Genomic DNA, 17001 nt, shown 5'->3' on the forward strand with positions numbered 1-17001 from the left:
ACACCATAGTTGGCGAGTAATGATAATAGGAGGTGCCATATGTACGCGATTATAGCAACAGGTGGTAAACAGTACAAAGTAGCTGAAGGCGATATCATTAGAGTAGAGAAACTTGGGGTAGAAGCTGGTGAGACTTATACATTTGACCAGGTACTTGCAGTTAACAACGACAAGATGGTTGTTGGTAACCCGACAGTTGAAGGTGCAACAGTTACAGCTTCTGTAATCGGTGACGGTAAAGCTAAGAAAGTTATCGTTTACAAGTATAAGAGAAAATCTGGATACCATAAGAAAAACGGTCACAGACAGCAGTACACAGAAGTAAAGATCGAAAAGATCAACGCTTAATCTGTTTCTGATGATTAAGGTAACCATTTATAAGACCGAACGGCAGGAATATGTTGGGTTTGATATGGAGGGTCATGCGGGATATGCAGAGGCCGGTGAAGACATTGTCTGTGCCGGAGTATCCGCTCTCGTGATCAATGCGCTGAATTCAATTGAGCGTTTTACAGATGATGAGACAAGCTGCGTTTCGGATGAAGATACCGGAAGTATTGAGTTCCGTTTTGACGGAATACCATCACATGATGCCACATTATTGCTGGATTCCATGATTCTTGGTCTGGAAGAGATAGAAGACAGCAATGACTACGAGAAATATATCGACATAATTTTCAAGGAGGTGTAATTACCATGATGAAAATGAATCTTCAGTTTTTCGCTCATAAAAAAGGAGTTGGTTCTACAAAGAACGGTCGTGACTCCGAGGCAAAGAGACTGGGCGCTAAAAGAGCAGACGGACAGTTTGTAAAAGCTGGTAACATTCTTTACAGACAGCGTGGAACAAAGATCCATCCAGGACTTAACGTAGGACGCGGTGGAGATGACACTCTGTTTGCACTTGTAGACGGTGTAGTAAGATTTGAAAGAAAAGGAAGAGATAAGAAACAGGTTTCTATCTATCCAGTAGCTGAGTAATCAGTTTTGGCTGGAAAGTTCCGACGGAATCTTTTCACTCGCATACATGGCAAAAGGAAGCCTCAGACGTTTTTTAAGGTCTGAGGCTTTTTCTTTCAAAGAAATCTTTTATTGTCAGATGATAAAGAAATTTACGCATATATGATGTGAATAAAGATACAGAAACAGTTGTTGATACAAATTAAGAGGAGAATAATATGTTTGCAGACAGAGCTAAGATATTGATCCGTTCCGGTAAAGGCGGAGACGGTCACTGCAGCTTCCGCAGAGAACTGTATGTACCAAACGGCGGACCGGACGGTGGAGACGGTGGACACGGCGGAGACCTGATCTTCGAAGTAGATGAAGGGCTGAATACTCTTGTTGACTACAGACATAAGAGAAAATTTGCTGCCGAAGATGGGGAACAGGGCGGAAAGCGCCGCTGTCACGGTAAGGACGGAAAAGACCTTGTTCTTCGTGTGCCGGAAGGTACAGTAATTAAAGAATCTGTTACAGGAAAAGTTATCGCTGATATGTCCGGAGAGAACAGACGTCAGGTTGTCTTAAAAGGCGGCCGAGGCGGGCTTGGAAATCAGCATTTTGCTACTTCTACCATGCAGGTTCCGAAGTATGCACAGCCAGGACAGCCGGCAAGAGAGCTGGAAGTGAATCTGGAATTGAAGGTGATCGCAGATGTAGGTCTGATCGGTTTCCCGAACGTTGGTAAATCTACATTGCTTTCCCGTGTTACAAATGCGGAACCGAAAATTGCAAACTATCATTTCACAACATTGAATCCGAATCTCGGTGTTGTTGATCTGGATGGAGCAAAGGGATTCGTTATGGCTGATATCCCGGGACTGATCGAGGGTGCATCCGAAGGCGTTGGTCTTGGACATGAGTTCCTTCGCCATATCGAGAGAACAAAGTTAATGATCCATGTTGTTGATGCAGCCGGAACAGAAGGACGTGATCCGGTTGATGATATTCATAAGATCAATGCAGAGCTTGCTGCTTACAATCCGGAAATTGCGGAACGTCCGCAGGTAATTGCAGCAAACAAGACGGATCTGATCTATGATCCGGAAGATGATCCGGTTCAGCGCTTGAAAGATGAGTTTGAGCCAAAGGGAATCAAAGTATTTCCTATCTCCGGAGCTACAGGAAAAGGAATCTCTGATCTTCTCTACTATGTAAGTAACGAGCTTCAGAAGCTGGATCAGAAACCGGTAGTATTCGAGCAGGAATACTTCCCGGATGATGAACTGATCTATGAAGATCTTCCTTATACGGTAGAACAGGCAGATGGAATGTATGTAGTTGAAGGTCCGAAGATTGAGAAAATGCTTGGATATACGAATCTTGATTCAGAGAAGGGATTTGCATTCTTCCAGAAGTTCCTGAAAGATTCAGGTATTCTTGCAGATCTTGAGAGAGCTGGCATCCAGGAAGGTGACACAGTTAGAATGTACGGACTTCAGTTTGATTATTATAAATAAGGAGAATATTATGACTACAAAACAGAGAGCCTATTTAAAAGGACTTGCGATGACAATGGATCCGATTTTCCAGGTTGGAAAGGCAAGCATGAATCCGGGGCTTACGGAGGCAATTGCCGAGGCACTGGAAGCACGTGAGCTGATCAAGATCAGTGTTTTAAAGAACTGCATGGATGATCCGAGAGAAATCGCAGAGACACTTGCAGAGAGAACACAGTCTCAGGTTGTTCAGGTAATCGGAAAGAAAATCGTTCTTTACAAAGAAGGAAAAGACGATAAAAAGAAAATTCAGCTTCCAAAATAATTATTTTTTCAGCTTCTGAGTTATTATATGATTCGGAAGCTGAATTTGAATATAGGAAACTCGCAGAGCGTGTTTTCCATAGTAGAAAAGGAACGGGTATAGACAATGAAGATTGGTATTATGGGTGGTACATTTGAGCCGATTCATATCGGTCATCTTCTTCTTGGTGAGTTTGCTTATGAAGATTTTGGACTTGATGAGATCTGGTTTTTACCGAATGGAAATCCTCCACACAAAGAGACACTCGATACAGAAGAGGCAATGCATCACAGGATCGAGATGGTTCGTCTTGCAATAAAAAGTAATCCGAATTTCTCATTGAATCTTTCAGAAGCGGATACGAAGAAGCACTCTTATACGTATCATACAATGAGGCATTTTAACGAGATCTACCCAAACGATGAATTTTATTTTATTCTCGGAGCGGATTCTCTGTTTGCTTTTGAAGAGTGGAAAGATTTCAGAAAAATTTTTACGACCTGTACGATTCTTGCAGCAATGCGTGACGACAAAGATGCTTCAGCAATGAAGGGACAGATACGATATCTCACGGAAGCATACGGAGCGCATATAGAACTGCTTCGCGCGCCGTTGGTAGAGATTTCTTCCACTACAATAAGAGAAAGGGTAGCAAAGGGACTCAGCGTGCGTTATATGGTGCCTGATGTTGTCGCGGATTATATCAAAGAAAAGAATCTATATATTTAAAGCATATTTTATCTGCACTTGTCAAAATGGTGGTGTGGAGTGAACAGTAACCAGAGAGGAGACAGAACACAATTATGAAAGAAGCTTTCATTGACATTAGAAAACAACTGGAAAAAAAGCTGAAAAAAGATCGTTTTGAACATACAATCGGAGTTATGTATACAGCAGCATCTCTTGCAATGCGTTATCATGAAGATATCGATGATGCTATGATGGCAGGACTTCTGCATGATTGTGGAAAGTATGGTTCTGCGCAGGAACAGGTTGAGAGATGTCAAAAACACGGTATTCTGCTTACACAATCAGAACTTGAGATGCCGGCATTGGTCCATGCGAAACTGGGAGCATATTTCGCGGAGAAAGAGTATGGTGTGACCAATAAAGGCGTTTTAAGTGCAATTACATGGCATACAACAGGACGACCGGAGATGACAATGCTTGAGAAGATTATTTATATTGCTGATTATATTGAACCGAACAGAAAGATAATTCCTGGTCTTCAGGAGATCCGTGAAACTGTGTTTGTCGATATTGACCACGCAATCTGTCTTTGTGCAGGGAATACGGTTAATTATCTGCGTAAGAATGGTAAGCCGGTAGATCCGATGAGCATTGAAACTTATCAATATTATAGCGACAAAGGAGAATAAAAGATGAATCAGTCAAAAGAAATGGCAAAGCTGGCATATGCAGCCCTCAGTGATAAAAAAGGAGAAGATATCCAGATCATCGATATCTCAGGCGTGTCTGTACTTGCAGATTATTTCCTGATCGTAAATGGAAACAGTGACAGTCAGGTGAATGCCCTTGTGGATAATGTTGAGGAAGAATTGCATAAAGCAGGATATTCTCTGGTACAGAGAGAAGGAAATGCATCCGGAAGATGGGTGTTACTTGATTTTGGTGATATTATTGTACACGTCTTTGATCGTGAGAACAGACAGTTCTACAATTTGGAGAGAATCTGGAAAGATGGACATCATGTGTCTGTTGAAGATCTTGAAGCATAAATAATGAGAGTTATAAAAAACTGGCAGAAGAGTAGTGGAGTACTACATTCTGCCAGTTTTTTATACTTTGAGTTCTAATTAAAAATCCTATATCCAGTAATGAGATTTAATACATACGGATAACACCGATCACCTTACCCAGGATAGTGACATCTGTAAGAATGATCGGATCATATGCATCATTTTCCGGCTGCAGGCGAATAATACCTTCTTCACGATAGAAAGTCTTGACTGTAGCGCCATCTTCAATCAGTGCAACTACCTGTTCCCCATTTTCAGCAGATGGAGTCTGCTCAACAATAACATAATCCCCACTCAGAATTCCTGCATTGATCATACTTTCACCTTGTACCTGAAGCATAAATGTCTGCTTGTTCGGCATATATTCTACAGGAATAGGAAAATAATCCTCAATATTCTGTTCTGCAAGAAGCGGTTCGCCGGCAGCGACACGGCCTATGATCGGAATATTCACCATCTCTCTTCTTGTCAGGTTGAAATTATCATCCAGAATCTCAATTGCACGAGGCTTGGTAGGGTCTCTTCTTATGTAACCATTCTTTTCCAGCGTCTCCAGATGCGAATGAACGGAAGAGGTAGACTTTAAATTCACAGCCTCACAGATCTCACGAACTGCCGGCGGAAAGCCTCTTGTTAAAATCTGGTCTTTTATATATTCTAAAATCTCTTTTTGCTTAGGAGTAATATTCCCTTCTGACATATTGTTCCCTCCGAATCTACTATAATCATAAGAACATAATAACACAGCATTTTTTAGAAAGCAAACATTTGTTGCGAAAATATGTTCGGTTTTATGAAGTAAAATGCTTGACAAACATTTGTTCGAACGATATAATGAAAACATAAAAGAACAGATGTTCGATGCATAGCAATAACAGAAGATAGGTATACAGTAAGCGAAAAGAGAGGAAAAGGATTATGAAAAAGTATTCAGGAAATCATTCAGTAAATTCAAAGAAGAAACATGGTGTTATTCGTCATTCTGGTTTGGTAATATGCAGTATTCTTTTTATTCTCTGCAGCTGTATGTACTTTGGAATGTTCCGAGTTTCGGCAAAGGAAATAGATCAACAGAGAACTTCAGATGCTATTGAGATCTGTTACACAAGTAGATTAATTGAACCAGGTGACAGCCTTTGGAGCATTGCAGAAGAAACAATTACAGACGGATATGGCTCCGTAAGCGAATATGTAGAAGCACTTAAGGTGATGAATCATCTTGATTCGGATACGATTCATGCAGGTCAATACCTGATGATCGCTTACGAAAAATTCTAAATGGTATCAATATACACCCTATGTATTGATATATACACTCCCTGAATCCGAAGAAGATTGCTATCTGCTTTCCAGAAATAGCGCTTTAAATAGCAGCAGATAGTCTCTTCGGATTTTTAACAGAAATCAATCTATACGACAAATACCGATTTTTCCAAAAGATCTAGACGAAAAACAGTACTTATGTTAAAATATATAAGAAATATAGGATTTCAGTACATTTGAATCTATAAAGGAGCTTTTAATATGGCAGAAACTTCTAACAGAAAAACATATCATGAACAGACATATATAGATAACACATTACGTCTCAGAGAGATCCTGAAGACATTGCCTCCATTTGCAAAGGATTATTTTCGTGCGGTGGAACCAACGACATCTGCGCGGACCAGGATTTCTTATGCCTATGATATCCGTGTTTTCTTTCATTTCCTTATGGAGAATAATCCGGTTTATAAAAATTATACGATCGAACAATTTGAGGTACATGATCTGGAACGCCTGGAGCCTGTAGATATTGAGGAATACCAGGAATATCTGAAGGTCTATAAGAATGACGAAGAAAAATGTATCACGAACACAGAAAAGGGACTTGCAAGAAAGATGTCTGCGCTTCGCAGCTTTTATGGATATTATTTTAAACGGCAAATTATCAGCAAGAACCCTACGTTGCTTGTGGAGATGCCAAAGATGCACGAGAAAGCGATTATACGGCTTGATACGGATGAAATCGCAATGCTCCTGGATTATGTTGATCATGGAGGGGATAATCTTACAGGTCAGCGGAAAGCATATTTTGAAAAGACAAAAAATCGAGATCTGGCAATTCTGACGCTTCTGCTTGGAACAGGAATCCGTGTATCAGAATGTGTTGGACTGGATCTTCAGGATATTGATTTTAAGAATAACGGAATTACTGTAACACGAAAAGGTGGGAATCAGATGGTTGTGTATTTCGGTGAAGAGGTTGAGAATGCATTAAAGACGTATCTTTACACGACCAGGAAGCAAACTATACCACTCTCCGGTCATGAAAACGCATTGTTCTTGTCTACCCAGCGAAAACGGATGGGCGTTCAGGCTGTTGAAAATATGGTAAAGAAGTACGCCAGGGAGGTCACTCCGAATAAGAAGATAACTCCACATAAACTGCGCAGCACTTACGGAACAGCACTTTATAAAGAAACCGGAGACATTTATCTTGTCGCAGATGTTCTGGGGCATAAAGATGTCAATACAACAAAGAAACATTATGCAGCAATCGATGAAGACCGACGCCGTCAGGCGGCAGGTGCTGTAAAGCTTCGTGAAGTATAGGAAGTAAAAAGAATAAGAATAGATAAAAAGGATACAGAAAGAATGCACTACTGCTCTTCTGTATCCTTTGCACTATACATTTTAATAAATAAGATTAAACAATATTTCTGGCTTCTTTTTCAATACTTTCTTTTAAAAGAATATACTGTTCAATTGCTTTCGCTGTACCTTGTACTCCGAGTTCAGAACTGTTTAAGCAAAGCTCATAGCTGGCTGCCTCGCCCCACTTCTTGTTTGTATAATAATTGTAATAGCTTGCTCTCTTTTTATCCGTCTTATTGATCAGATCTTTTGCTTTTGCATCCGTAAGATCAAGTCTTGTTGCTACACGACGAATACGATCTTCCATATCTGCACGAATGAAGATGCTGACAACATTTGGATAGGATTCAAGTGCATAATCTGCACAACGGCCTACCAGGACACATGGTCCCTCATCTGCAATCTTTTTAATTGCATCAAACTGTGCAAGAAAAACTTTGTGATTGATAGGCATCTCCGTGTATGTGTTGCCGGCATATCCCATAGAATATGTATCCATCACAAGAGAATATAGAAAACTGTTCGTTGGCTTTTCGTCATGAGTCTCAAATAATTCCTCACAGATACCACTTTCTTTTGCTGCACGCGCAAGCATTTCCTTGTCGTATAATTTAATTCCAAATGCCTCGGCAACGAAATGTCCGATCTCTTTTCCACCACTTCCGTACTGACGTCCGATTGTTATAATAGTATTTGTCTTCATAATAAGCCACACTCCTTTTCAAGTCTATGCGAAATCTTATCTATATTATAACCAAAAAGATGAAAAAAGACAATGTCAATTCACTATTTCCTACACCATTTCTTATACTTAGTTTTGTTTTCTTAATTTATTTAATAAATCTTTAAAATAGTCTGGCAAAGGTGCGTCAAATTCTATATATTCTCCTGTAGATGGATGAGTGATACCAAGGATTTTTGCATGCAAAGTCTGTCCCTGGAGTTTATAAGGACATTTTGCAGGACCATAAATCTCATCGCCCAGAATTGGATGTCCGATACTGGACATATGAACACGGATCTGATGTGTCCGACCGGTTTCAAGCTGGCACTCAATGTAGGTAAAATTACCAAATCTTTCCAATACACGGTAATGAGTGACTGCATGTCGCCCATTTGGTGCTTTTGTACTCATCTTCTTACGATCTGTAGGGTGCCGACCGATCGGAGCGTTCACAGTGCCTGTATCCTCCTTCAGATTGCCATGTACGATAGCGTGATACTTTCTTGTGATAGAATGTTCTTTTAATTGTTCTGCAAGAATCTGATGAGCTTTATCATTTTTGCAGATCAGAAGGGAACCGGTTGTATTCATGTCAATCCGATGGACGATTCCCGGACGGATTACACCATTGATTCCCGACAGGTTTTCTCCACAGTGATATAGAACCGCATTGACCAGCGTATGGCTGTAATGTCCCGGTGCAGGATGTACAACCATTCCTTTTGGTTTGTTAACGACGAGAATGTCATCATCTTCATAGAGAATATCCAGAGGAAGATTTTCAGGCTGAATATCAAGTGGTTCCGGGTCAGGGATCTGAAGAATGATAGTATCCCCTGTTGTTAACTTGTAATTCGCTTTAACCGGTAATTGATTTACAAGAATTTTTTTTTCTTTAATTAATTTCTGGATATAAGAACGGGAAAGGCTCTCTATTCTCCCGTCAAGGAATTTATCGATCCTTTCCCCTGTAATATCCGCATTAAAATGAAGTTCTTCCATAAGCTTTCAGAATCCTTCCTGTTGTGCGTTTTTATCTGTTCTTAAAATTTAAAAACTCAAAATCGTTGTCGTCCTTATAATAAAATAAAATGAGAACAACAAATAAAATACATGCAATTACAACATAGCAGTCTGCAACATTAAAGATTGGAAAATCAATCAGTCGGAAATAGAAAAAGTCAACAACATAATCAAGTTTCACACGATCGATCATATTTCCCACAGCTCCGGATGCAAGCAGTACAGCACAGATACGCAGTGGTCTGTAATGTGGTGTAAATGGCATCTTCTGGTACAGATACAAAATGACAGCAAGTATAATAATACCTCCGACTACAAACACAATCTGTCGATTCTGCATAATACCAAATGCAGCTCCGCGGTTCTCAAGATAGCGAAGTTCAAAAACTCCGGAAATCAAAGAGAAAGACTCGAGACGGCGTAAGATAGTAGATGCAAGATATTTGGTCCATTGGTCAAGTGCTAATGTGAGCAGAAACCCAATGGCAGCGAAAAGATAACTCTTTGTCTTTGTTTTTGTATTATTCATGAGTCGATAAGCTCCTCTTTTCTAAGCTTTTTAGATTATACATATTTCTGAATAGTTACACTGATCCGATTCTTTTTAGTGATTTTCCCCGCTTCCTCAAAACGGAACTTACCTAATCCGCGTACAGAGATAAGATCTCCTTCTTTTACCTGATATCCATTGCTTGTAATCAATTTGCCGTTTACAAAGACCTTTGCGCCTTCAATGAGTCCGGACAGTTTACTTCTGGAAGAAGAAAATGCAAGTGGAAGTAGGCTGTCTAAGCGAACAGATGAAACAGTTCCTTTTATCTGCTGGAAATCAGGCGTGTAGTTTATCATATCTAAGTTGATGACAGAACTATTTATAACAGTGTGGCGAACCCGGGTTAAGTCTTCTGTTACAACAGATACAAGGTCCTTATTGATAAAAAGAAGTGCTGAATCTTCTGTCACAAGAATATCTCCGGTTTTTGAACGGTCAATCCCAAGATTTAATATGGAACCAAGAAAATCCCTGTGAGTCAGGTCTTCGGAAAATCTTTTATTTTTTGGTTCTATTTTCACGGCACAAAACGGATAATCAATCTCTTTCGGAGTAATATCAGATACCCCATAACGCAAAGAAAGAGCCTCAGGGATAAATGCAGCCATCTGACGCTCCGCCATATCATACCCGCCAAAGAGGACATATCTTGAATAAAGCTTGTTCTTTGGCAGGGTATGCAGGATATTCTGATCATTCAGGTTAAGAAAATCCGAATATGTAACAATCTCACGTTCAAAAGCAATTCTGGAAAGTTCAATAAATCTGTGTTCCAAAAGCTTTGTTTCTTTTTTCTGATTTTCTTTTATCATAATAATTCTAAAATCCAGTTCCTATAGTTGAAGTTATATTCTAGTATCTTCCACGAACACTTGGTGTTTCCATAGATCCACTGAGAAGATCCTGAAGATCACCGGAAATATCAACATTTGTAGGTGTAACAAGGAAGATATAGCTGGAAATCTTCTGAAGGTTTCCGCTGATCGCAAATGCTGCTCCGGAAATAAAATCAATAATTCTCTGTGCAATCTCAAGATCCATACCTTCTAAGTTAAGGATTACAGTACGGCCTGCAAGTAATGTCTCTGTGATCTCACGGGAATCATCTACAGAAGTTGGTTTTACAACGCATACTTCCATGTTTCCGCCGTGTTTTGCAGCAGAACGCATTGGTGTAACCTTGCTGGAAGCAGAAGGCTGAAACGTCTTATCTTCATCAGCATCAAAGTCATTGAAAGATTCCTCTTTATTATTCTTCTTACCGAAGAAAGAACGACGCGGTTTTTCCTCAAAATCACCGTCATCTGCAAAATCATCATCATCATAAAATTCATCGTCATCATAATCGTCATCATTTAACTTCATGATGTCAAGAAATTTATCAAATACACCCATTTTTACACTCCTATCTTGTCCCCTTTTTCAGGTGGCGCTCTTTTTTATTCATACGATCCAACGAAAAAATGATACTATTCAATTACTGTTCAAAAATATTGTAAACAGTAACTCATTCATCAGGTTAATAAATTAAGTCAGATATTATAGTTCCTTGCACCAAAGATACCAGTTCCAACTCGAACCATAGTTGCTCCCTCTTCTATGGCAACCTCGTAATCATTGGTCATTCCCATTGAAAGTATGTTCACATAAACATTATCAATGTTTTTCTCATTAATGTCAACAGATAATTTATGTAAATTTGCGAAAATTTGACGATTTTCTTCCGGGTTATCGACAAAAGGTGCAATTGTCATCAGTCCGCAGACCTTGATATGTTCGAAATTTGCAATCTTTTCAATAAACGGGAGAACTTCTTCTGTTTTAAGTCCAAACTTACTTTCTTCCTGAGCAACATTTACTTCAATTAAAATATTAGCTGTAAGATTATGTTTTGCAGCTTCCTTTTCAATTGTCTCTGCAAGCTTGAAAGAATCGACAGAGTGGATCAGATCTACTTTATCAATAATATATTTTACCTTATTGGTCTGCAGATGTCCGATCATGTGCCAGTGGATATCATCAGGAAGTGCATCGTATTTGGCTGTGATTTCCTGCACTTTATTCTCACCAAACACACGGACACCGAGATCGTAAGCTTCCTGAAGCATTTCTATCGGTTTTGTCTTACTTACGGCGATCAATGTAACTTCTTCCCGCTTGCGTCCGGCACGGTCACAGGCTGCCTGAATCTTTGCTTCTACTTCTTTTAACTGTGTTTCTAGCATAAGTTATCTCTCCTTTTTTAAATTTGATTATCCTCTTTTGAATTTTGTATCCAATTTCCAAAGGACTACAAAATCAAATCACTGAAATACAACATCATCAGAGGAAACACCGGCTCCGTTTTGTACGATATGATCGTAATTAGAAAGTCCGTAAGAATCTCCTTCCTGAACAATGTAATATTCGTCGCTTTCACATAAAATGGATACTTTTTTGAAAATAGCGTATCCTTTATTGATATTGTAGACGCCCTTTAATGGCTTTTGGGTATCAATCGTATAAGTATCAGAAGAATCCGGTTTTACAATCACTGTTCCGGATTTCAGCTGATCTCGACTTAAATAAACTTCTCCATCGTCGGAGGTGTCATAGATATCAACAGCCTGAAATGAGGCAGTTCCTTTTGAATCCAAAACCATAACACCTTCTAAAGAGCTGTTACCTCCGTTTGTAATGTAATCATGAGGAATTACAAAGAACTGCTCTTCTACTACGGAAGATTTTGGAATCTTCAGGCCACACTCATCTTCTAAGATAAGTTCTATGTTCAGAAAACGCTCTGATGCATAACGAATCATAGAGTTGTCAAAGGTCAGAACACCATAGAAATTCCCATCTCGTTCAAGAACAGAGAAAGCGGACCACATCTTTTCACTGTCTTTATCTATGCGGACCTGCACATTCTGTAAATTAGATTTCTGAAATTCTTTTGCGGTGTCTTCTTTTAAAGGTATCACTACGGACCAGTTTTCACTGGTAATCAAGCGGTAAGCCGGTGAACCGCTTGATATCTTCATCTGATCGGTAAGCTCAGTTACTTTATAATTTGTTTTATTAAAATTATCTGCTGTAAAATTGTCAACAGTTAAGGACTCTAAACCATCAATCGTATAGGAAACAATTCCGTCCTGTCCGGCAGAAGCGGTTGTGACAGTTTGTCCGCTGCTCTCAATTACAGATGCAAGCTGCGCAGTTTTAGTTGTGCGGTATGCATTTTGCAATGTATTTTGCAGCTCATTCTTTAAGGTATAGATACTTGAAAAGTTGGAATTGTCATAGTTCTCATTGAATGTCTGAAGTTGTGCCACAAGTCCTGATTGAACATCAGGACTAAGATCTGCAGTTGAAGATGATTCCGTAGATGAATCATCAAAATTCAAAGCATTCTTTGAAATTGCATAAACAGGTGCGCCATATTTGACTTTGCTGTTCCCATTCTGATAATAATTAATGTAGCCGTCTGATTCTGCATTTACAGTTGTTTCCTGGCGGATGATCAATCCGGTATAGGTATTATCCTTCAGAATACTGCCCTCCCGCACTTCGTAAATAGAAGGCTTATCTTCTAAAAGATATGCGGTAATAGTAACAATAAGATAAATAAATACAACTGCAAACAGAAAAATTCCAATATTAAATTCTTTTTTTGCCTTATATCTTTTTATATTTACAGACTTGTTTTTTTTCTTTGCCAAGATAAAAATATTACCTCCTGTCATTTCTGTTTTAACTTTGTTAGTATATCATTTTTTTGTGTATATTTCCAGCCTTTCAGGGGAAGAATACATATTAATAAATCAAAGAGCGTTAGTGGAAACAGGAAACGGCAAAGGAAAATATTAGATGAAATGAGATAGAAAAAACCATGCGGACAGATTAAAAATGAAAGTTTCTATTTGTTGATCTGTGCCACATGGCTTTTTCGTATCGGTTATTCTTTATTCTGTTTTAGTTGTTTCTCCAGCCTCAAGAAGCCGGTTCATCTCCTGGTAAAGAAAACTCTTATCTTCAGCCCCCATAATAATGGAAATATAAGGATTCTTTTCCAGATCTTCGCTATAAAGGATCACACAGCATCCTGCTTCATCTGTGGTACCGGTCTTACCGCCAAATACACGAATCCCGTCAGGGGCATTGATCTTCCCTGAGGAATAATAGTTGGTTGGGACTACATCAAATGTTCTTGCTGTACCATCTGCTCCGGTAAGATGCATTGTATAAGAATCCATGGAAATAATGTCCATAAATTTCTGATCCTGAATGCAGGCATTAAAGATCAGATACAGGTCATATGCTGTCGTATAGTGGTTTTCGTTATGAAGTCCGTGAGGATTCACGAAATGACTGCCAGTGGCACCAAGAGCCTTCGCTTCTGAGTTCATAAGCTCAGCAAAAGCTTCTACACTTCCGGAAATATGTTCAGCGATAGCAACACCACAATCATTACCTGAACGAAGTAAAAGCCCACATAATAAATCATAAAGTGTCACTGTATCACCAGGCTGCAGGTTGCAGACTACTTCATCAGATGCAAAGCCTGAAACACTGTCAGAAACAGTTACAATGTCATCCATATTACCGTACTTAAAAGCAAGGTATGCAGTCATAAGCTTTGTTGTACTTGCAGGATATAATTTATCATAAAGTTTATATCCATATTCAACTGTTTTATCATTTAGATTGAATAATCCTGCAGCATGAAGAGAATCCTCATCATCAAATCCAGTGAGAGCCACATCATCAGCAGCGACGCATAAATCATCAGCAAACAAACTTCCCTGGTATAAATTAGAGTTATAAGTGGATGTCTCATATGTCCGGACAGGATCACCACCATATTCTTTGTAATACCAGACTCCGCCGACAGCTCCGGACAATACAACAATAAGACATATGACAGGAATAAGTATGCGGCTGACAGAATGCCGTTGCTTTCTTCGTCTTCTCTTCTTTTTATATGGTTTACTCATATTATCGATACATCTCCCGCCAGTCAAGGTCGCCTCTGTCAAGAGCAAGGATCAATGCTTCAGCAGTTGCGATATTCGTTGCGATCGGAATGTTATAAATATCACAAAGCTTAACAATGTCATTAACATCCGGTTCATGTGAGTGAGGTGTCAGTGGATCACGGAAGAAAATCAAAAGATCCATCTGATTGTGTTCAATCTGTGAGCCGAGCTGCTGTTTTCCTCCGAGATGTCCAGCAAGATATTTGTGAATGCTTAAGTTTGTTACATTCTCGACCAGTATACCGGTGGTTTCTGTTGCATATAAATTATGCTTACTGAGTATCCCACGGTATGCAATGCAGAAATTCTGCATCAATTTTTTCTTCGCATCATGCGCTACTAATCCGATATTCATAGTGGTATCCTCTCTTTACTGATATTTATTAGGCTGTAAGCCTACATTTAATACAAAACCGATTCCCATGAAAAAACATACTACGGAAGTCAGTCCATAACTGACAAATGGGAGGGACAAGCCTGTATTTGGAAAAATCATTGTAGCTACACTGACGTTAATAAAGCTCTGGATTCCAATCAGTGAAGCAACGCCTCCGCAAATGATCCGCCCTCCTGTATCTTTGGCCTTTAAACCAATTAAGATACACTCTATCACAATTAATAATAACAAAATTATGACTCCACAACAACCCACAAATCCTAATTCTTCACCAATTATTGCAAAAATAAAGTCTGTTTGCGGCTCAGATACGAAATTTCCGTTCTTAACGGATGTTGTTGCGTCATTATCATACCCTTTTCCGGTCAGCTGTCCGGACCCAATTGCCATAACGGAATTTAACTGCTGGTAAGATTCGTCGTCGGCATACTTTTCAGGTTCCAGCCATGCAAGGATACGTTCCTGCTGATAGTCTTTTAAGAACGGCTGGTTTGGCTGTATTGCAACAACAAGCAGTATAATGATCGTCGGTATTGTGATTACAAGAACGGTTCCAATGAGTTTGTAGCTTAATCCTCCAAGGTAAAGAAGGACAGCAAACAATGCGGCAATACAAATTGTTGTAGACAAGTTTGGCTGCTTGTAAATCAATGCAAGTGATGGAAGGATTAAAGCAATTGCCTGAATAATCGTTTTGGGTTCTTTAATCTTTTGCTCTCGTTCCATTAAGAATTTTGCAAAGAACAGAATCATAAGGATTTTTGTAAGGTCGGAAGGCTGGAATTGTGTAAATCCAAGGTTCAGCCATCTTCTCGCGCCATTTACTTTTGTTCCAAAAACCAAAACAGCCAGGAGCATAACAATATTCAGAGCATAAAGCGGCCAATATAGGTTTAAAATCCATTTATAATCAATGAAAGAGATAATAAACATAACAATCAGACCAAGACAAACGCCCATAATCTGACGATTCATTAAATCAGGTCTTGCACTTCGGACCATAAGGATTCCGACCAGTGAAATCAGAGTGACCAGAAAAACCAGACTGATTTTATAATCTCTAATATTATAACGCTGTTTCAAATTAGTAAAAAATGATTTCAATGTTTTTCTCCTGTATATTTTATATGTATATCCGTGCGTGTTATTTTGACATCAAATTGTTCCGGGGAGATTTCTATGTATTTAGAAATCGTCTGATATAAATCCGATGTCAGAAATTCTATCATATCGGGTGTACATTGAATTCTGTCAGTAATTAGCAAATTTCGCAACCTGTCTTTTGCAATTGTAACAGAAGGTACACTCATAATGTGACCTCCTAGTTCTTATGAAAAAGACTGGAGAGTTTACTGCGAAGTCCGGGTTTATGATTAAAATCGGAAATCGGGACTTCTTCTCCTAACAGACGTCTACAGATATTCTGGTAACATTTTCCGGCTAAGGAATCTTCGCCGACTACCGGTTCTCCCTGATTGGTTGCAACAACAACAGACTCATCATCAGGGATGACTCCAAGCAGATCAATCGCTAGAATCTCTGTGACATCTTCTACAGACATCATATCACCTCTGCGAACCATGTCAACGCGCAGACGATTGATCAGAAGTTCATTTTTCCGGATTCCGGAAGCTTCAAGTAATCCAATAATTCTGTCAGCATCACGAATTGAGGAAACTTCAGGTGTTGTAACAACAATGGAACGCTGTGCGCCTGCAATTGCATTTTTAAAGCCCTGTTCAATTCCTGCCGGACAATCTAAAAGAATGAAGTCATAATCATCTTTTAGTTCGTCAATCAGTTTTTTCATCTGTTCCGGTGATACGCTTGTCTTATCTTTTGTCTGGGCAGATGGGAGCAGGTACAGATTTTCAAATCGCGTATCTTTGATCACTGCCTGTTTCAGACGACATTTGCTTTCAATGACGTCAACAAGATTGTAGACAATACGATTTTCAAGTCCAAGAACAACATCCAGATTTCGAAGTCCGAGATCTGTATCAATTACAAGAACTTTTTTTCCTGCTGAAGACAGACCAATTCCAATATTCGCTGTTGTTGTTGTTTTTCCAACACCGCCCTTTCCCGATGTAATGACGATTACTTCACCCATGTTGAATATTCCTCCTATTTCCCATGCTTATGTC

Annotated in this window: 23 protein-coding genes; 10 read left to right on the forward strand and 13 right to left on the reverse strand. The window is 39.3% G+C overall.

The window, feature by feature from the left end:
* Positions 1-39: 39 nt before the first annotated feature.
* From rplU to rsfS, 8 genes are all read left to right on the forward strand, one after another.
* Complete coding sequence (rplU, locus tag LI162_RS07595; protein WP_015529217.1) at positions 40-348, forward strand: 50S ribosomal protein L21; 309 nt, start codon at positions 40-42, stop codon at positions 346-348.
* 10 nt (positions 349-358) lie between these two features.
* Complete coding sequence (locus LI162_RS07600) at positions 359-691, forward strand: ribosomal-processing cysteine protease Prp (protein WP_155203024.1); 333 nt, start codon at positions 359-361, stop codon at positions 689-691.
* Between the two features lie 5 nt (positions 692-696).
* Positions 697-981, forward strand: coding sequence for a 50S ribosomal protein L27 (rpmA, locus tag LI162_RS07605; protein WP_015529219.1), 285 nt, complete (start codon positions 697-699; stop codon positions 979-981).
* A 197-nt stretch (positions 982-1178) separates the two neighbouring features.
* The gene (obgE, locus tag LI162_RS07610; protein WP_020435994.1) at positions 1179-2462 is read left to right on the forward strand and encodes a GTPase ObgE; all 1284 of its coding nucleotides are present in this window, start codon (positions 1179-1181) and stop codon (positions 2460-2462) included.
* Positions 2463-2472: 10 nt separating this feature from the next.
* Positions 2473-2766 (forward strand): ribosome assembly RNA-binding protein YhbY, encoded by a 294-nt coding sequence (gene yhbY, locus LI162_RS07615; RefSeq protein ID WP_015529221.1) that lies wholly within the window; start codon positions 2473-2475, stop codon positions 2764-2766.
* Positions 2767-2871: 105 nt separating this feature from the next.
* Entirely contained in the window at positions 2872-3474 is a 603-nt protein-coding gene (nadD, locus tag LI162_RS07620) for a nicotinate-nucleotide adenylyltransferase (protein ID WP_227156194.1), read from the forward strand.
* A 74-nt stretch (positions 3475-3548) separates the two neighbouring features.
* A complete protein-coding gene (yqeK, locus tag LI162_RS07625; protein ID WP_015529222.1) occupies positions 3549-4124 on the forward strand; it encodes a bis(5'-nucleosyl)-tetraphosphatase (symmetrical) YqeK in 576 nt (191 codons plus the stop codon).
* Between the two features lie 3 nt (positions 4125-4127).
* Positions 4128-4484 (forward strand): ribosome silencing factor, encoded by a 357-nt coding sequence (gene rsfS / locus LI162_RS07630; protein WP_055145483.1) that lies wholly within the window; start codon positions 4128-4130, stop codon positions 4482-4484.
* A 106-nt stretch (positions 4485-4590) separates the two neighbouring features.
* Here the strand turns inward: rsfS and lexA are convergent, their stop codons facing one another.
* Positions 4591-5205 (reverse strand): transcriptional repressor LexA, encoded by a 615-nt coding sequence (lexA, locus tag LI162_RS07635; protein WP_015529226.1) that lies wholly within the window; start codon positions 5203-5205, stop codon positions 4591-4593.
* Between the two features lie 218 nt (positions 5206-5423).
* On the opposite strand from lexA, the gene LI162_RS07640 reads away from it, so the two are divergent.
* Together LI162_RS07640 and LI162_RS07645 are read left to right on the forward strand one after the other, a co-directional pair.
* Positions 5424-5783, forward strand: coding sequence for a LysM peptidoglycan-binding domain-containing protein (locus LI162_RS07640; protein WP_227156196.1), 360 nt, complete (start codon positions 5424-5426; stop codon positions 5781-5783).
* Positions 5784-6029: 246 nt separating this feature from the next.
* Positions 6030-7100, forward strand: a complete 1071-nt coding sequence (locus LI162_RS07645) for a tyrosine-type recombinase/integrase (RefSeq protein WP_117541293.1) — start codon at positions 6030-6032, stop codon at positions 7098-7100.
* Positions 7101-7194: 94 nt separating this feature from the next.
* Here the strand turns inward: LI162_RS07645 and LI162_RS07650 are convergent, their stop codons facing one another.
* From LI162_RS07650 to minD, 12 genes are all read right to left on the reverse strand, one after another.
* Positions 7195-7845 (reverse strand): cytidylate kinase-like family protein, encoded by a 651-nt coding sequence (locus LI162_RS07650; protein ID WP_015529229.1) that lies wholly within the window; start codon positions 7843-7845, stop codon positions 7195-7197.
* A gap of 108 nt (positions 7846-7953) precedes the next feature.
* Positions 7954-8868 carry an RluA family pseudouridine synthase gene (locus LI162_RS07655; protein ID WP_227156198.1) on the reverse strand — a complete coding sequence of 305 codons (915 nt, stop codon included), beginning with the start codon at positions 8866-8868 and terminating at the stop codon, positions 7954-7956.
* A 31-nt stretch (positions 8869-8899) separates the two neighbouring features.
* Positions 8900-9418 (reverse strand): signal peptidase II, encoded by a 519-nt coding sequence (lspA, locus tag LI162_RS07660; protein ID WP_020436001.1) that lies wholly within the window; start codon positions 9416-9418, stop codon positions 8900-8902.
* A gap of 35 nt (positions 9419-9453) precedes the next feature.
* Complete coding sequence (locus tag LI162_RS07665; RefSeq protein WP_117497019.1) at positions 9454-10254, reverse strand: YlmH family RNA-binding protein; 801 nt, start codon at positions 10252-10254, stop codon at positions 9454-9456.
* Between the two features lie 40 nt (positions 10255-10294).
* A complete protein-coding gene (locus tag LI162_RS07670; RefSeq protein ID WP_055156508.1) occupies positions 10295-10837 on the reverse strand; it encodes a cell division protein SepF in 543 nt (180 codons plus the stop codon).
* A gap of 137 nt (positions 10838-10974) precedes the next feature.
* Positions 10975-11667, reverse strand: a complete 693-nt coding sequence (locus LI162_RS07675; protein WP_054751210.1) for a YggS family pyridoxal phosphate-dependent enzyme — start codon at positions 11665-11667, stop codon at positions 10975-10977.
* 78 nt (positions 11668-11745) lie between these two features.
* Positions 11746-13140 (reverse strand): HlyD family efflux transporter periplasmic adaptor subunit, encoded by a 1395-nt coding sequence (locus tag LI162_RS07680; protein ID WP_227156200.1) that lies wholly within the window; start codon positions 13138-13140, stop codon positions 11746-11748.
* 243 nt (positions 13141-13383) lie between these two features.
* Entirely contained in the window at positions 13384-14415 is a 1032-nt protein-coding gene (locus LI162_RS07685) for a D-alanyl-D-alanine carboxypeptidase family protein (RefSeq protein WP_227156202.1), read from the reverse strand.
* 1 nt (position 14416) lies between these two features.
* Positions 14417-14812 carry a methylglyoxal synthase gene (locus tag LI162_RS07690; RefSeq protein ID WP_015529236.1) on the reverse strand — a complete coding sequence of 132 codons (396 nt, stop codon included), beginning with the start codon at positions 14810-14812 and terminating at the stop codon, positions 14417-14419.
* Positions 14813-14827: 15 nt separating this feature from the next.
* Positions 14828-15958, reverse strand: coding sequence for an FtsW/RodA/SpoVE family cell cycle protein (locus LI162_RS07695; protein ID WP_020436005.1), 1131 nt, complete (start codon positions 15956-15958; stop codon positions 14828-14830).
* A complete protein-coding gene (locus LI162_RS07700; protein WP_015529237.1) occupies positions 15955-16164 on the reverse strand; it encodes a cell division topological specificity factor MinE in 210 nt (69 codons plus the stop codon). Before LI162_RS07700 ends, LI162_RS07695 begins: the two co-directional genes overlap by 4 nt.
* A gap of 11 nt (positions 16165-16175) precedes the next feature.
* Positions 16176-16967 carry a septum site-determining protein MinD gene (gene minD, locus LI162_RS07705; protein WP_015529238.1) on the reverse strand — a complete coding sequence of 264 codons (792 nt, stop codon included), beginning with the start codon at positions 16965-16967 and terminating at the stop codon, positions 16176-16178.
* Positions 16968-17001 lie beyond the last annotated feature (34 nt).

The sequence above is a fragment of the Mediterraneibacter sp. 210702-DFI.3.120 genome (genome assembly GCF_020561005.1).
Taxonomy (GTDB): Bacteria; Bacillota; Clostridia; order Lachnospirales; family Lachnospiraceae; genus Mediterraneibacter; species Mediterraneibacter faecis.

What these genes read in the sequence shown, in the direction of transcription:
- rplU (WP_015529217.1), top strand. Translation starts at nt 40, where the DNA reads ATGTACGCGATTATAGCAACAGGTGGTAAACAGTACAAAGTAGCTGAA.
- LI162_RS07600 (WP_155203024.1), top strand. Translation starts at nt 359, where the DNA reads ATGATTAAGGTAACCATTTATAAGACCGAACGGCAGGAATATGTTGGG.
- rpmA (WP_015529219.1), top strand. Translation starts at nt 697, where the DNA reads ATGATGAAAATGAATCTTCAGTTTTTCGCTCATAAAAAAGGAGTTGGT.
- obgE (WP_020435994.1), top strand. Translation starts at nt 1,179, where the DNA reads ATGTTTGCAGACAGAGCTAAGATATTGATCCGTTCCGGTAAAGGCGGA.
- yhbY (WP_015529221.1), top strand. Translation starts at nt 2,473, where the DNA reads ATGACTACAAAACAGAGAGCCTATTTAAAAGGACTTGCGATGACAATG.
- nadD (WP_227156194.1), top strand. Translation starts at nt 2,872, where the DNA reads ATGAAGATTGGTATTATGGGTGGTACATTTGAGCCGATTCATATCGGT.
- yqeK (WP_015529222.1), top strand. Translation starts at nt 3,549, where the DNA reads ATGAAAGAAGCTTTCATTGACATTAGAAAACAACTGGAAAAAAAGCTG.
- rsfS (WP_055145483.1), top strand. Translation starts at nt 4,128, where the DNA reads ATGAATCAGTCAAAAGAAATGGCAAAGCTGGCATATGCAGCCCTCAGT.
- lexA (WP_015529226.1), bottom strand. Translation starts at nt 5,205, where the DNA reads ATGTCAGAAGGGAATATTACTCCTAAGCAAAAAGAGATTTTAGAATAT.
- LI162_RS07640 (WP_227156196.1), top strand. Translation starts at nt 5,424, where the DNA reads ATGAAAAAGTATTCAGGAAATCATTCAGTAAATTCAAAGAAGAAACAT.
- LI162_RS07645 (WP_117541293.1), top strand. Translation starts at nt 6,030, where the DNA reads ATGGCAGAAACTTCTAACAGAAAAACATATCATGAACAGACATATATA.
- LI162_RS07650 (WP_015529229.1), bottom strand. Translation starts at nt 7,845, where the DNA reads ATGAAGACAAATACTATTATAACAATCGGACGTCAGTACGGAAGTGGT.
- LI162_RS07655 (WP_227156198.1), bottom strand. Translation starts at nt 8,868, where the DNA reads ATGGAAGAACTTCATTTTAATGCGGATATTACAGGGGAAAGGATCGAT.
- lspA (WP_020436001.1), bottom strand. Translation starts at nt 9,418, where the DNA reads ATGAATAATACAAAAACAAAGACAAAGAGTTATCTTTTCGCTGCCATT.
- LI162_RS07665 (WP_117497019.1), bottom strand. Translation starts at nt 10,254, where the DNA reads ATGATAAAAGAAAATCAGAAAAAAGAAACAAAGCTTTTGGAACACAGA.
- LI162_RS07670 (WP_055156508.1), bottom strand. Translation starts at nt 10,837, where the DNA reads ATGGGTGTATTTGATAAATTTCTTGACATCATGAAGTTAAATGATGAC.
- LI162_RS07675 (WP_054751210.1), bottom strand. Translation starts at nt 11,667, where the DNA reads ATGCTAGAAACACAGTTAAAAGAAGTAGAAGCAAAGATTCAGGCAGCC.
- LI162_RS07685 (WP_227156202.1), bottom strand. Translation starts at nt 14,415, where the DNA reads ATGAGTAAACCATATAAAAAGAAGAGAAGACGAAGAAAGCAACGGCAT.
- LI162_RS07690 (WP_015529236.1), bottom strand. Translation starts at nt 14,812, where the DNA reads ATGAATATCGGATTAGTAGCGCATGATGCGAAGAAAAAATTGATGCAG.
- LI162_RS07700 (WP_015529237.1), bottom strand. Translation starts at nt 16,164, where the DNA reads ATGAGTGTACCTTCTGTTACAATTGCAAAAGACAGGTTGCGAAATTTG.
- minD (WP_015529238.1), bottom strand. Translation starts at nt 16,967, where the DNA reads ATGGGTGAAGTAATCGTCATTACATCGGGAAAGGGCGGTGTTGGAAAA.